Consider the following 13,089-nt stretch of genomic DNA (forward strand, 5'->3'; position numbering starts at 1 on the left):
GTCCTCCTTCGGAAGGCGCCCAGGGTAACTACGCGCGGGTCTGGTCGAGCGTCTCGGGTTTGAAGGCGTACACCGCGTCGCTCGCCTTGAGGACGTGCCAGCCGTCACCGCAGACACGATCGGTCCGGCCTTCGGTGCCACCCGGCCACCAGCTCGCGGTCAGCGTCGCCGCCGTCTTCGCCGCCGCGGCCGGGGTGCACGTGGCCGGCACGTCGGCGGTCGTGAACCGCAGGATCCGCTCCGAGCCGGTGGTCCGGATGGCTTCGGTGACCGACTTCGCCTCGTCCGGCACCCAGCTCGGAAGCCGCGTGTCGGCGTCCTTCTTGCCTTCCGCGCCGGTCGTGAACGCGGCGTTCTTGACGTGCCCGTTCCCGTTCTCCTCGATGCCGTCCTTGAGCCCGCACCCCGACAGCGTCAGCGCGAGCGCGACCACTCCGATCACCTTTGTGTTCATGGAGCCGAGTCAAGCGGCCGGAGTCGTCCCCCACATCGGTCGTCCGGCCGCGGACGAATGGCCATCCGGCCGATTTTGTCGGTGGTCGCCGCTAGCGTCGGCGGCATGTACGAAGTGGACTTCGTCGAGTTCCCCTCTACGTCGGCGGCAGCGTCCGGCGAGTTCTTCGAGCGCGCGTTCGGCTGGGCGGTGACGCCCTACGGCCCGGACTACACCGACGTCCGCGCCACGGGACCCACCTTCGGGTTCCAGGCGGACCAGGCCCAGCAGACCCGCGCGCCCCTCGTCACCATCCGCACGGACGACCTGGCCGAAGCCCGCACCGCGGTCGAGGCGGCCGGCGGCGTGGTGACGACCGAACCGTTCGCCTTCCCCGGCGGGCGGCGCTTCCACTTCCGCGAACCCGGTGGGAGCGAACTGGCGGTGTGGTGCCCGGAGTGACCAAGACGCCTGCTCGACGTCCGGGTTCGCGATGAAGTGCCGGGCATACGAAACAGCGTCGGCGATCCCGGCGTTGCCCGAGTCGCGGCCGAAGCCGTTGTTGACGATCAGCGGCCCGTCGAACAACCGCCGGTAGCGCGCGAAAGCGGCGAAGTCCGGCCCGGAGTCAGGACCGGCGCCACCACCAGGCGGTTGGGCAGGCGCCAGCCACCCAGGTCGGCAGGGGTCAGCAAGCTCATCCGGTCACCTCCGGTCGCGGGGATTCGTCATGAGGGCGACGGTGGTGGCGAGCGAAAGGTGACCGATGGACAACCTGGCGGCGGAGTTCGAAGCCGAACGCGGCCGGTTGCGAGGGCTGGCCTACCGGATGCTCGGCTCGGCGGCCGAGGCGGACGACGCCGTCCAGGAGGCTTGGCTGCGGCTGAACCGGGTGGACTCCGTCGGCAACCTGGCGGCGTGGCTGACCACGGTCGTCTCCCGCGTCTGCCTCGACGTGCTGCGCTCGCGGAAGGCGCGCCGCGAAGATCCGTTCGAGGTCCTGCCGGAGCCGGTGGCCGACGCCGATCCGGCCGGCGAGGTCGAGCTGGCGGACTCGGTCGGCCGCGCGCTGCTCGTTGTGCTGGCCGCGCTGGGCCCGGCCGAGCGGGTCGCGTTTGTGCTGCACGACCTGTTCGCGGTGCCGTTCGACCGGATCGCCCCGGTGCTGGACCGGACCCCGGTGGCGGCGAAGAAGCTCGCGAGCCGCGCCCGGCAGCGGGTGCGGGGCACGTCCCCGCTGCCCCCGGCCGACCTGGCGCGGCACCGCCGGGTGGTGGACGCCTTCCTGGCCGCGGCCCGCGGTGGCGACCTCGGCGAGCTGCTCGACGTCCTCGCCCCGGACGTCGTGCGCCGCGCCGACCCGGCGGCGCTCCCGGTGGGCGCGGCCCTCGAAGCGCGCGGCGCCCGGGCCGTGGCGGAGGAGACGCAGGTGTTCGGGAAGCGGGCCCAGTTCGCCGAACCGGCGTTGGTGGACGGCGCGGTCGGTGTGGTCGTGGCCCCGCGCGGCCGGCTGCTGCTGGCCCTCGCGGTGACGGTCGACGGCGAGCGGGTCGCCGCCTACGACGTGATCGCCGACCCCGCCCGCCTCGCCGCCCTGCGGATCACGCTCCTCTGAGCCAGAACCCGCACTGGTGTTCGCGGGCCGGCTCGGCCACTTCGGACGCGTCCGGCTTCACCACCATCGCGGCGGGCACCCGCGGCCAGGCCGCCTGCCCGCTGCGGGCGAACGCCGCCCACGAGCGGATCATCGTGTCCGCCAAGCGTTGCTGCGCCGGGGTGAACGACACCGGGAAGTCCGCCACGTCGAAGAGGTAGGCCATGTCGGAGGAGTGGAACGCGCCGGGCGGGAAGTCGGCCGGGAACGGGAAGTACCCCGGCGGGGCCTGCGGGTCGGCGAACTCGAAGGCGTGCACCGGCGTCCGCCGCGCCATCGAGGCGGCGTCGGCGAGCTGCGGGCACGTCCAGGAGCTGTCGGTCAGCACCGCGGACCACGCCAGTTTTGCCGACGGGTAAGCAGAAACCGGATAGCGGGCTTCGATGGCGGCAGCTCGTGTGCCGTAGCTGGTGACGAGCTGTTCGTGGTACTCCGCCGGGCCGAACGCACGTCCGATGAACCCGGTGGTCAGCCGCGCTTCGTCGTGCGTGGTGCCGGTGAGCACCGGCACGCGGTGGAAGTTCCCGTCGGCCAGTGCGCGGTCCGGACGCTGGGGCAACGTCGGCGTGCCGTACGCAAGCGGCGTGATCGGGACGTTGACCGGGACGCCGGCGAGCAGGTCCGCGGCCGGGACCCGGCGCAGGCAGTCCACGGCGGTCGCGGGGTCGGTGCAGCCGTGCGCGGCCGCCAGCGCCACCCCGCTCGTGTCGGCTTCCGCCTTCGAACGCCACGGCGCGAGCGGCGCGGCCAGGGTGTCGGTCATGCCGTTCGCCGGCCACGACGTCGAGCACGAGCCGCTGTGCAGGATCGCCCGCTGGAACAGCCCTTGCGCCGACGGCGAGGTCAGCTGACCGCAGACGTCGAAGGCGCCGCCGGACTCGCCGATCAGCGTGACGTTGCCCGGGTCGCCGCCGAACGCGGCTGCGTTGCGCTTGACCCAGCGAAGCGCGGCCTGCTGGTCGAGCAGGCCGAAGTCGCCGGCCCCGGCGAGTGCCGGGTGCCCGAAGTTGCTGAAGAGCGAGAGCCGGTAGTTCGGGGAGACGACCACAACATCGCCGCCGACGGCGAGCCGGTGGGTGTCGAAGTCGCTCGCGGTGCCGTAGGTGTTGCCGCCGCCGTGCAGCCAGACCAGCACGGGCCGCGGCCGCCGCGACGGCGCGTCCGGCGCGGTGACGGTGAGGTAGAGACAGTCCTCCAGCTCGCTCGGCTTTCCGGCGCCGGCGGTCTGCGCACATCGGATGCCCGGCTTCGTCGCGTCTCGTGGTGCCGTCCACGGCTGCACCGCGGCCGGCGGCCGCCACCGCCGCGGGCCGACCGGCGGCGCCGCGAACGGGACACCCTGGAAGGTCCGGTAACCCGCTTCCGCCGTCCCCCGGACCGGCCCCGCGTCGGTCCGCACGACCGGCCCCGCGGCCGACGCGGTGGCCGGCGCCCCCAGCAGCCCGGCGGCGACGAGCAAGGTGAGCAGCCCGGCCTTCACCGCTTGATCCGGTAGGACAGGTGCGTCACGCCGTCACCCTCGACGACCTCCGGGCCGGTCAGCTTCGTCGTCGTGTCGAGGTGATCGAAGAACCGGACGCCGGAGCCGAGCAGCACCGGGACGAGGTCGACCTGGACGCCGTCGAGCAGGCCTAGGTTCAGGCACTGCTGGGCGATCGTGGTGCTGGCGACCGCGACGATCTTGTCCCCGGCGAGCTTCTTGGCCTGCTCCACGGCGTTTTCGAGGCCGTCGGTGACGAAGGTGAACGGCGCGTCCGGGTGCGGCCAGTCCGCGGGCGCCTCGTGGGTGACAACGACGACCGGCACACCCATCGGGTGCGTGCCACCCCAGCCCTGGGTGAGGTTGAAGAGACGGCGCCCGGTGATCAGCGCGCCGACGTTCTCGAGAGCGGTCCGAAGCATCTTCGCGCTGGCTTCGGAGGTCTTGAAGGTGGCCCACTCGACGGCGGTCGGGGTCTCGACGTCACCGTTGCCGAACCACTCGAACAGGTGATCGATGCGGTCTTCCGGGTCGGCGACGAAGCCGTCGAGGGACATGGACATGTTGGCGATGACGTCGGCCATTGTGCTGCTCCTTTGTGCTGGTCGGAGGCGGTTTGCCTCGCTGATGAGAAGTCTTCCGCGACGGCGTTCCCGGAAGATCTGCCACCTGGCCGACATCCGGTGACGGGGTGGCCGATGCCTTGACAGCCCGTCTCGCCGCCGGGACGATGAACACATGTTCATGAACGAGTGTTCATAACGGAGGAGATGGGGATGACCGGGATCGTCAACACCGCACAGGCGGAGGCGTGGACCGGCTATGAAGGCGAGCACTGGGCGACACACGCCGATCGCTATGACGCGGTGAACAGCGGCTTCAACGGTTACCTGCTCGACCGAGTGGACGCGCAGGATCGGGTGCTCGACATCGGCTGCGGCAACGGTCAGCTGACCCGGCTGGCCGCCGCGCGGGCGCGGTCCGCGACCGGCGTCGACCTTTCCGGGCCGATGCTCACGACCGCGCGAGAGCGGGCGGCGGAGGTGCCGAACGTGACGTTCGAGCAGGGTGACGTCCAGGTCCACCCGTTTGACGAAGGCGGGTTCGACCTGGCGGTCAGCCGGTTCGGGGTGATGTTCTTCGCCGACCCGGTGGCCGCGTTCACCAACGTCCGGCGGGCGCTGAGCCCCGGCGGGCGGCTCGCGTTCCTGTGCCTGACCGCGCTGGCGGGCACGGACCTCGGCCGGCTGTTCGGGGCGATGGCGGCGTACCTGCCGCAGCCGACGGGCCCGGACGGCAGCGGCCCGACGTCGTTCGCGGATCCGGACCGGACGACGGCGGTGCTGACCGAAGCCGGCTTCGAGGACGTCGTGTGCACCCACGTCGAGGCCGACCAAGTCTGGGGTCGCGACGTCCCCGACGCGACCCGGTTCATCGCCGGCTGGGGCCCGGTCCGCCACCACCTGGGTCTGGTCGACGGCGCTACGGCGGCCCAGGCGACCGAAGCGCTCGCAGGGGCGCTGGAGCCGTTCGCGGGCCCGGACGCGGTCCGGCTGCGCGGCGCGGCGTGGCTGGTCACGGGAAGGAGGTCTTAGCGGGCCTACGATGGCGGTGATGTCACCGAGGAAAGCCGCGGCCCAGCGGGACGGGCAGTCCCTGCACGACCTGCTGGTCGAGACCGCCCAGAAGATGATCGCCACGCACGGCACGACCGGCATGACCGTGCGGGAGATCGCGCGCCTGGCGGGCGTCGCCGACGGCGTGCTCTACAACCACTTCTCCGACAAGGAGGAGCTGGTGGCCCGGGCCTTGCTGGAGCACGTGCGCGCGACGGAGGCGGAGCTGGGCGAGCTGCCGGTGGCGGGCGAAGGCACCTTGGCCGGCAACCTCCGCCGCCACCTGGAATTCGGCCTCGCCCTGCACAAGGTGATCGTGCCGGCGTTCAGCGGCCTGGTCGGCCAGCCGAGGGTGCTGGAGCGGTTCGCCGAGATCAGCGAGCGGTCCGGCTACTGGCGTGATCGGCTGGTGGCCTACCTCGAGCAGGAGCGCACACTCGGCCGGCTGCGTCCGGAGTCCGAAGTGGACGCTGCGGCAGCCCTGCTGGTCGGCTTCTGCCACGCCTCGGTGATGACGGCGGTCTTCCCGCACACCGCACCACTCGACCCGCCGACACCGGAATCGGTCGTCGAGGCCGTGCTCCACGGGATCGCGCCCTAGACCATCGGGTTGCCGCTGGCCGTGGCCTCCGGGATCTCCTGGACCACGTCCCAGTGCTCGACGATCCGCCCGTCCCGCACGCGCATCACGTCCGCGATCGCACTCCCCCGTGAGCCGGGCGTCAGGCGCATCAGGCTGTGCGTGCACACGAGATCGCCTTCGGCGACAACCCGGCGCACGTCCAGGCTGAGCTCCGGGAACCGGGCCACGAACCCTGCCAGGTACTCCGCCGAGGCGCCGGCGCGAGCCGGGGCGTGGGGGTTGTGCTGGACGTAGTCTTCGCCGACGTACTCGGCGAAGGCGTCGGCCGGGCGCTTCTCGCCGAAAGCCCGGCGGAGGAAGCCGAGGACGACTTCCTTGTTCTGCTGTTCCGTCATCACTGTCCATCCTTTGTGGAGTTCTCGACACCAAGCCCACCATTCGCGACACAGAAAGGGAAAGACCGATGGACTCTGCCGCGATACTGTGGCGGTATGGACGATGTCGAGGTCCGTGAACTGCGGTACTTCCGCGCGGTTGCCGAAGAGCTGAACTTCTCCCGCGCCGCCGTGCGGCTCGGGATGGCGCAGCCACCGCTGTCCCGCGCGATCCGGGTGCTGGAGCGGCGGCTCGGCGTCCAGCTCTTCGAACGCACCAGCCGGCACGTCTCCCTGACGCCGGCCGGGAACGTCCTGTTCGCGGAGTCGGGGAAGGCACTCGACGCCGTCACCGCGGCGGTCCGGCGCACTCGCCGGGCGGGGCAGGAGGTGCCACCGCTCGTGGTCACCGCGAAGCCCGGCGGGGTGGCCACCGACCTGTTGCGGCGGATCGCCGATCGGCACCCGGACCCGGTCGAGATCCGGATCAGCGGGTTCGGCGAGCAGGCGGAGATGCTGCGCGACGGGCGGGCCGACGTGGCGTTGCTCGGCTGCCCGGGCAACAACGACGGCCTGGACGTCGAAGTGCTCTTCACCGAGCGGCGGGTCGCCGCACTCCCGGCGGGCCACGAGCTGGCCAGGCGGGCCGCGCTGGCCTGCGCGGACTTCGCCGGGCGGGCGACACCGTTCTGGCCGGACTCGTCCGCCGCGGACCGGGCGTACTGGTCGGGGCAGGACGTGACCGGCGGCGCGGTCACGCCGGGTCCGGAGGTGCGCGACAGCGCGCAGCTGCTGGAGACGGTGGCTCTCGGGCAGGCGATCGCGTTGCTGCCGGCGTCGATCGCCGAATGGCGTTCGCGCGACGACGTCGTCTACCGGCCGGTGGTGGACGCGACGCCGTACTCGGTCGCCCTCGCCTGGGTGGCCGGGGCGCAGGATCTGCGGATCGCGCGGTTCGTGCGGACCGCCGTCGAGGTCAGCGAAGCACTACCTCGACGGGGAGCTGTTCCGGCGGGGTGACCGAGCGGATCACCGGCGGCACACGGACGTCGTCGGCCTCGAAGGCCACTCGCAACTGCTCGACGTCGGCGTCGGCCATCAGCTCGGCCAGCTCGTCGGCGCGGGCGAGGGTGGCCGGGGTGAGTGAGGCGTCGTCGGTGAGCGCGCCCCAGAGGTCCCACTGGATCATCTCGTGCTTGTTCAGCGCGGCGAGGTCGAGCACGAGGTTGTGCCACGCGTACGGGAGGCCACGCAGGAAAGGCACGTCCAGGTCCGGGGAGACGACCAGCCGGGCCGGGTCGACGTCGCCGGAACGGGCGGCCGTCCACGCGTCGGCGCCGACCAGGAACCGATCACGAGGCACGTCGAGGAGGTCGAATTCGCCGAAGCCGACCGGGAACTGGGGTTCGACCAGGTGCCACTCCACACCGTTGTGGACCTCGGCGACCACGTGGTCGAGGTACCAGCCCGGCACCAGGTAGTTCGCAAACCCGACACGGGCGCGGGCCGGGAAACCGTGGTGACGCGCCATCGACACGAAGAGGAGGGTGAAGTCGCGGCAGCAGCCGACGATCCGCTGCACCTTCGGACGTGGCCCGCCGGGCGGCGCAGGGTCGAGTTCACGCAAGCGCGCGAACATGTCCGAGGCGTAGCGCAGGTTGATCTCTTCGCGGCGTGCGGCCGGGAAGCCGTGCTCGGTGATGTCCCCCTGGGCCCAGTAGTGGAACACCAGGCCGGACGCCGCGAGCCGCAGGGCCGCGACGTCGCGCGGGGTGGTGTCGAGCCACGACGACAGCGCGCCCGGGTCGGTGAAGCGGCTGTGGCTGACGTAGAAGTCGTCCATGGCCGTCCACGCTAGCGGGATTCAGCCGGCCTGCGTTGCCAGTTCGCCGCGGAACGTCGAGCGGTACGCGCTCGGCGACACCGCGAGCGCCGCCTGGAAGTGCTGGCGCAGCGACGCCGCCGTGCCGAACCCGGCTTCGGTGGCGACGCGGTCGACCGGCAGGTCCGACTCCTCGAGGAGCTGGCGGGCGCGCTCGACCCGTTGCTGCGTCAGCCATTGCAGCGCCGAGATGCCGACTTCTTCGCGGAAGCGGCGGGTGAAGGTGCGGGTGCTCATCGCCTCGCGGGCGGCGAGCTCGCGCAGCGTGAGCGGCCGGTGCAGGTTCTCGAGCGCCCAGGCGCGTGCCGCCTTGGTGGACGACGTGCGGGGCTCGGGCACCGGCCGGCGGACGAACTGGGCCTGGCCGCCTTCGCGGTGCGGGGACACCACCGTGCCGCGGGCGACCTCGTTGGCGACGGCCACACCGTGGTCGTGGCGGATCATGTGCAGCACCAGGTCGATCCCCGAGGCGACCCCCGCGGAGGTGAGCACGTTGTCCTCGTCGGTGTAGAGGACACACGGGTCGACCTCGACCTCGGGGAACCGCTCCTGGAGCTCGTCGGCGGAGCGCCAGTGGGTGGTCGCGCGGCGGCCGTCGAGCAGGCCGGCCGCGGCGAGCACAAACGCGCCGGTGCAGATCGACGCGATCCGGGCGTCCGCCGGGATCCGCTGCAGGGCCGCGGCCAGCGGCGGTGTGAGCACATGGGCCGTCGGCTCGTACTCGGCGCGGGACGCCGGAACGATCACCGTGTCGGCCTCGGCCAGCACTTCGGGGCCGCGGTCGATCGGGATGGTGAAGTCGGCGTCGGTGCGCACCGGTCCCGGTTCGAGGGTGCAGGTCACGACCTCGTACAGCGGCTCGCCCGACGCCGACCGCGCCTGTCCGAACAGGCGGTGGACGATGCCGAGCTCCATCACGAGCAACCCGTGCCTGACCAGCACGGCCACGTGGTGACGCGAAGGGTGCACAAATTCGGCCATGGCTCGATTCTTGCACAGGTTGGCTATCAGGCCACTCGATCAGCCTCCGGAACCGGGTGACCATCGAGGTCATGAACGTTTTGTGGGTATTCGCGCATCCCGAGCCCCGCTCGCTGAGCGGGGCCCTCCGTGACGACGGGCTCCGGACGCTCCGCGAGCTCGGGCACGATGTCCGGGAGTCCGACCTGTACGCGATGAAGTGGAACCCGGTGGTCGACGCCGCCGACTTCGGCGCCGAGGCCGGGGACGAGCGCCTGGTCGTCGGGGCGACGTCGGCCCGGGCGCACGCCCGGGGTGAGCTGAGCCCGGACATCGTGGCCGAGCAGGAAAAGCTCGACTGGGCGGACGCCGTCGTCGTGCAGTTTCCGTTGTGGTGGTACGGCTTGCCGGCGATCCTCAAGGGCTGGTTCGACCGCGTTTTTGTGAAGGGCTTCGGTTACGGCGTCCGTGCCGAAGACGGCCGGACCCTGCGTTACGGCGAGGGCCGGCTCGCGGGCAAGCGCGCGATGGTGGTGCTCACCGCGGGCGCCCGCGAACCGGCCATGGGGCCGCGTGGGGTGAACGGCGAACTGAACGACATCTTGTTCTCCCTGCAGCACGGGACGCTGTTCTACGCCGGGATGTCGGTGCTGGCGCCGGTCGCGGTCCACGGCGCCGACCGGGTGTCCGACGAGCACTTCGCCGAGGCTCGAGAGCTACTGCAAACCCGGCTCAGCACGCTCGAAACCGAGGAGCCCATCCCGTTCCGGACCCAGAACGGCGGTGACTACGACGAAGACCTCGTCCTGCTGCCGGACCGCGCGCCCGGCGGCACGGGACTGGCCGTCCACCTCACGCGGGCAGGGTGAGGCGCTGCCCGAGACCGCCGTCCACGGGGAGGTCGGCGCCGGTGGTGAACGTCGCGTCGAAGGCCAGGAACAGCACCGCCGCCGCCACCTCTTCCGGGGTGGCGTGGCGCTTCAGCGGCGTGATCTCGTCGCCGGTTTCCTTGAAGGACGCCAGGACTTCGGCGGGGACGCCGGTGACGCCCATCGTCGGTGTGTCCGTGTAACCGGGGCTGACGACGTTGACCCGGATCCCGCGTGGCGCCAGCTCGGCCGCGTACGTCCGGGCGAACGACCGGACCGCCGCCTTCGCCGCGGAATACGGCCCCATCCCGGCGATCCCGGCCCCGGCCGCCACCGACGTCGTGAACACGAACGAACCTCCGGGCCGCACCAGCCCGGCGAGCCGCTGGGCCGTGAAGTACGCACCCTTGGTGTTGACGTCGAAGGTGCGGTCGTAAACCTCGGGCGTGGCCGCTTCGTACGGCGTCAGCGTCGCGAACCCGACGTTGACGAACACCAGGTCCAGCTCGCCGAGGGTGTCCGCGGCCGCCGCGCCCAGCTCGTTGATGTCGGCCAACGAGGCCGCGTCCGACGACAGCAGGTGCGCCTTCCCCGGCAGCTTCCCGCGCAACGGGGAAACGTCCCGGCCGGTCAGCAGCACCTCCGCGCCGCCGTCGAGCAGGGCCTGCACCACCGCGAGTCCCATGCCGTGCGTGCCGCCGGTGACCACGGCTTTCTTCCCCAGGTACTTCACCGGATCTCCTCGATGACACTCGCGATCGCGTGCGCGCCGTGGCCCGCTGCCACCGCGCGGTCGAACAACTCCTGCAGCGCGGCGGGCACCGTCGTGCCGATCCCCTGCGCGCGGCTCGTCTCCACCAGCAGCCCGAGCCCGGCCGCGTTGATGTCCAGCGCGGACACGTCGGTCTCGTACGCGCCACTGGCCACCTGCGTGCCGATGCCGGGCAGGAAACCGCCGACGGCCGAAAGCCACGACAGCGCCATCGGCGTGAACTTCTCCGGCGTGACACCCTCGGTCCCGACCAGGGCGAGCGCGTGCAGGAAACCGCCCATCGTCGACCACATGATGCCGAGCAGCGCCAGGTCGTACAGCGCCGCCAGCCCGGCGTCCGCACCGAGGAACACCGGCTCCCCCAGCACTTCCAGCACGTCGCGCTGCGCCGCGAACGTCGTTTCGGAACCGCCGTAGAGGATCCGCGCGCTCGGCGTCCCGATGCCCTGCGGCACGGCCATGATCACGCCGTCCACGTAGTTGATGCCCTGCGAGGACGCCCACTTCGCCACGTCACGGGCTTGCTCCGGCGTCCCGGAGGTGAGGTTGACCAGCGTCCGGCCGGCGAGCGCGGCCGCCTCGAGCACCGGCCGCTGAGTGTCGTATGTGGACAGACAGCTGAGGACGACGTCCGCCGAGGCCGCTTCCGCCGGCGTGGCCGCGAGCCGCGCGCCCCGGTCGAGCAGCGGGCCCGCCTTGACCGGCGACCGGTTCCACACCACCACGTCGTGGCCCGCCCCCAGCAGTGCCCCGGCGAGCGCGGCGCCCATCCGCCCCAGGCCGAGCACACCCACCTGTTTTGCGCTTTCTCCCATGGGTTCCATGCTGCTGACACGCTTTACACTGGACAAGTACCGACTAATAAGTCAGGTACCCACCAAAACGTAAGGATCCTGCATGCAGCCTCGGACGTACCGCTGCGGACTGGACGCGGCCATCGACGTGATCGGCGGCCGGTGGAAGGCCCTGATCCTGTGGGCGCTGCACGCCGAGCCGCTGCGGTTCGGCGAGCTGAAGCGGAAGGTGTCCGGGATCAGCGAGAAGATGCTGATCCAGGCGCTGCGGGAATTGGAGGCTGACCAGATCGTGCACCGCGAGGTGTTCCACGAGATCCCGCCGAAGGTCGAGTACTCGCTGACCGAGCTGGGTCAGCGGCTGAACACCGCGTTGCTGCCGCTGGGCGACTGGGGTGAGGAGAACATGGCGGGCATCGCGGAACGCCGGGGCGTCACGCCGGCGCCATCCCATACTGCTTGAGGGTGATCGTGTTGCCCGCCTTCAGCGGCAGCTCTTCGATCATCTTGCGCCACGGCAGGTACGGCAGGTACGGCAGCAGTTTGTAGTTGAGGTTGCGCAGCCGGATCCACGCGCGTGTCGGCGGGACGAACCACTTCCCGTTGCCCTCGGCCAGTTTCTGGCAGGCGCCGACAAAGCCGCGCATCTCGTCCTGGTAGGCGCCGAACGCCGCCCGGTGGTCACCGCCGGCGGCCGCGAGCTCACCCGCCAGCACGTACGCGCCGACGATCGCGAGGCTCGTCCCCATGCCCGAAAGCGGTGCGGCGCAGTACGCGGCGTCGCCGACCAGCACAACACGGCCGCTCGAATACGCGTCGAGCTTGATCTGGCTGGCCGAGTCGAAGTAGAAGTCCGGCGCCTCGCGCATCGCTTTGAGCAGCGTCGACGTCTCCCAGCCGACGCCGGAGAACCGCTCCTCGACGATCCGCCGCTGGTGCTCGACATCGCGGTGGTCGTAGTCGAGCGAGTCCGAACCGAACCAGAACAACGCCTTGGCCTCGGTGTTGTCGCGCGCGCTGTAGACGCCGACCGTGCGGTTCGGCTCGTTGTAGAACCGGCCGGCGTGGTCGAGGCCGAGGTGGTTCGGCACGGTGAAGATCGAGACGTGGTAACCGAGGTCGCGGCGGTACCAGGACTCGTCACCGAAGACGAGTGAGCGGACGTTCGAGTGCAGCCCGTCGGCACCGACAACCAGGTCGAACTCGCGCGGCTCGCCGTGCTCGAAGGTGACTGTGACACCGTCGCCGTGCTCGGTAATGCCGGTGATCGAGTCACCGAAGACGTACTCGACGCCGTCCTCGGTGGCGTTGTAGAGGATGCGTGAGAGGTCGCCACGCAGGATCTCCAGCTCACCGCTCTGGAACGTCGGCGGTGTGACCACCAGAGGACGGTCGTCACTGTCCACATAGGTCACCTCGCCCATGCCGGTCGCGGCCGCCCGCACCTCGCCGAGCAGGCCCATCCGGTCGAGGACGTCCAGGGACGCTCCGCGGAAGTCGACCGCGTAGCCGCCGTCACGCAGCCGGGGCGCGCGTTCGACGACGGTCGGCGTGAAGCCGTATCGGCGGAGCCAGAAGGCCAGGGCGGGGCCGGCGACACTGGCGCCGGAGATGAGGACTCGTCTGTTCTGCATGCCGGAAACCATAACCGCGATTTGGGCGATTGCGCAAG

General features: G+C 71.2%; 17 protein-coding genes. 7 read left to right on the plus strand and 10 right to left on the minus strand.

Features of this window, described 5'->3' with window-relative positions; genetic code table 11:
* Positions 1-28 precede the first annotated feature (28 nt).
* On the minus strand, positions 29-454 hold the full coding sequence (locus ACIA5G_RS36975; protein WP_395931851.1) for a hypothetical protein: 426 nt from the start codon (positions 452-454) through the stop codon (positions 29-31).
* A 105-nt stretch (positions 455-559) separates the two neighbouring features.
* On the opposite strand from ACIA5G_RS36975, the gene ACIA5G_RS36980 reads away from it, so the two are divergent.
* On the plus strand, positions 560-895 hold the full coding sequence (locus ACIA5G_RS36980; RefSeq protein ID WP_395931853.1) for a VOC family protein: 336 nt from the start codon (positions 560-562) through the stop codon (positions 893-895).
* Positions 896-1,002: 107 nt separating this feature from the next.
* On the opposite strand, the gene ACIA5G_RS36985 is transcribed toward ACIA5G_RS36980, so the two are convergent.
* On the minus strand, positions 1,003-1,134 hold the full coding sequence (locus tag ACIA5G_RS36985) for a hypothetical protein (RefSeq protein WP_395931855.1): 132 nt from the start codon (positions 1,132-1,134) through the stop codon (positions 1,003-1,005).
* Positions 1,135-1,199: 65 nt separating this feature from the next.
* On the opposite strand from ACIA5G_RS36985, the gene ACIA5G_RS36990 reads away from it, so the two are divergent.
* Entirely contained in the window at positions 1,200-2,048 is an 849-nt protein-coding gene (locus ACIA5G_RS36990; protein WP_395931857.1) for a sigma-70 family RNA polymerase sigma factor, read from the plus strand.
* Here ACIA5G_RS36990 and ACIA5G_RS36995 read toward each other — a convergent pair.
* Together ACIA5G_RS36995 and ACIA5G_RS37000 are read right to left on the minus strand one after the other, a co-directional pair.
* Positions 2,035-3,567, minus strand: a complete 1,533-nt coding sequence (locus ACIA5G_RS36995) for a carboxylesterase/lipase family protein (protein ID WP_395931859.1) — start codon at positions 3,565-3,567, stop codon at positions 2,035-2,037. The genes ACIA5G_RS36990 and ACIA5G_RS36995 overlap by 14 nt on opposite strands.
* Positions 3,564-4,151 (minus strand): dihydrofolate reductase family protein, encoded by a 588-nt coding sequence (locus ACIA5G_RS37000; RefSeq protein WP_395931861.1) that lies wholly within the window; start codon positions 4,149-4,151, stop codon positions 3,564-3,566. Before ACIA5G_RS37000 ends, ACIA5G_RS36995 begins: the two co-directional genes overlap by 4 nt.
* Positions 4,152-4,343: 192 nt before the next feature.
* Between ACIA5G_RS37000 and ACIA5G_RS37005 the strand changes: the two genes are divergently transcribed.
* Together ACIA5G_RS37005 and ACIA5G_RS37010 are read left to right on the plus strand one after the other, a co-directional pair.
* Complete coding sequence (locus ACIA5G_RS37005; RefSeq protein ID WP_395931863.1) at positions 4,344-5,162, plus strand: class I SAM-dependent methyltransferase; 819 nt, start codon at positions 4,344-4,346, stop codon at positions 5,160-5,162.
* Positions 5,163-5,172: 10 nt separating this feature from the next.
* On the plus strand, positions 5,173-5,784 hold the full coding sequence (locus ACIA5G_RS37010) for a TetR/AcrR family transcriptional regulator (RefSeq protein WP_395931865.1): 612 nt from the start codon (positions 5,173-5,175) through the stop codon (positions 5,782-5,784).
* Here ACIA5G_RS37010 and ACIA5G_RS37015 read toward each other — a convergent pair.
* Complete coding sequence (locus ACIA5G_RS37015; RefSeq protein ID WP_395931867.1) at positions 5,781-6,161, minus strand: nuclear transport factor 2 family protein; 381 nt, start codon at positions 6,159-6,161, stop codon at positions 5,781-5,783. The two genes, ACIA5G_RS37010 and ACIA5G_RS37015, sit on opposite strands and share 4 nt — an antisense overlap.
* Positions 6,162-6,257: 96 nt before the next feature.
* On the opposite strand from ACIA5G_RS37015, the gene ACIA5G_RS37020 reads away from it, so the two are divergent.
* On the plus strand, positions 6,258-7,160 hold the full coding sequence (locus tag ACIA5G_RS37020; RefSeq protein WP_395931869.1) for a LysR family transcriptional regulator: 903 nt from the start codon (positions 6,258-6,260) through the stop codon (positions 7,158-7,160).
* Here ACIA5G_RS37020 and ACIA5G_RS37025 read toward each other — a convergent pair.
* Both ACIA5G_RS37025 and ACIA5G_RS37030 read right to left on the minus strand, forming a co-directional pair.
* Positions 7,117-7,983, minus strand: a complete 867-nt coding sequence (locus ACIA5G_RS37025) for a transglutaminase-like domain-containing protein (protein WP_395931871.1) — start codon at positions 7,981-7,983, stop codon at positions 7,117-7,119. The genes ACIA5G_RS37020 and ACIA5G_RS37025 overlap by 44 nt on opposite strands.
* Before the next feature lie 21 nt (positions 7,984-8,004).
* Complete coding sequence (locus ACIA5G_RS37030) at positions 8,005-9,003, minus strand: GlxA family transcriptional regulator (RefSeq protein WP_395931873.1); 999 nt, start codon at positions 9,001-9,003, stop codon at positions 8,005-8,007.
* Positions 9,004-9,074: 71 nt separating this feature from the next.
* Here ACIA5G_RS37030 and ACIA5G_RS37035 point away from each other — a divergent pair, with 71 nt between their 5' ends.
* A complete protein-coding gene (locus tag ACIA5G_RS37035) occupies positions 9,075-9,851 on the plus strand; it encodes an NAD(P)H-dependent oxidoreductase (protein WP_395931875.1) in 777 nt (258 codons plus the stop codon).
* On the opposite strand, the gene ACIA5G_RS37040 is transcribed toward ACIA5G_RS37035, so the two are convergent.
* Together ACIA5G_RS37040 and ACIA5G_RS37045 are read right to left on the minus strand one after the other, a co-directional pair.
* On the minus strand, positions 9,835-10,584 hold the full coding sequence (locus ACIA5G_RS37040; RefSeq protein WP_395931877.1) for an SDR family oxidoreductase: 750 nt from the start codon (positions 10,582-10,584) through the stop codon (positions 9,835-9,837). The genes ACIA5G_RS37035 and ACIA5G_RS37040 overlap by 17 nt on opposite strands.
* Entirely contained in the window at positions 10,581-11,438 is an 858-nt protein-coding gene (locus tag ACIA5G_RS37045) for an NAD(P)-dependent oxidoreductase (protein WP_395931879.1), read from the minus strand. The genes ACIA5G_RS37040 and ACIA5G_RS37045 overlap by 4 nt, the downstream gene beginning before the upstream one ends.
* Before the next feature lie 82 nt (positions 11,439-11,520).
* Here ACIA5G_RS37045 and ACIA5G_RS37050 point away from each other — a divergent pair, with 82 nt between their 5' ends.
* Positions 11,521-11,880, plus strand: coding sequence for a winged helix-turn-helix transcriptional regulator (locus tag ACIA5G_RS37050; RefSeq protein WP_395931881.1), 360 nt, complete (start codon positions 11,521-11,523; stop codon positions 11,878-11,880).
* On the opposite strand, the gene ACIA5G_RS37055 is transcribed toward ACIA5G_RS37050, so the two are convergent.
* Positions 11,852-13,051 carry an FAD-dependent monooxygenase gene (locus tag ACIA5G_RS37055; RefSeq protein WP_395931883.1) on the minus strand — a complete coding sequence of 400 codons (1,200 nt, stop codon included), beginning with the start codon at positions 13,049-13,051 and terminating at the stop codon, positions 11,852-11,854. The genes ACIA5G_RS37050 and ACIA5G_RS37055 overlap by 29 nt on opposite strands.
* Between the last annotated feature and the right edge of the window lie 38 nt (positions 13,052-13,089).

This window comes from Amycolatopsis sp. NPDC051758 (assembly GCF_044453095.1).
Taxonomy (GTDB): Bacteria; Actinomycetota; Actinomycetes; order Mycobacteriales; family Pseudonocardiaceae; genus Amycolatopsis.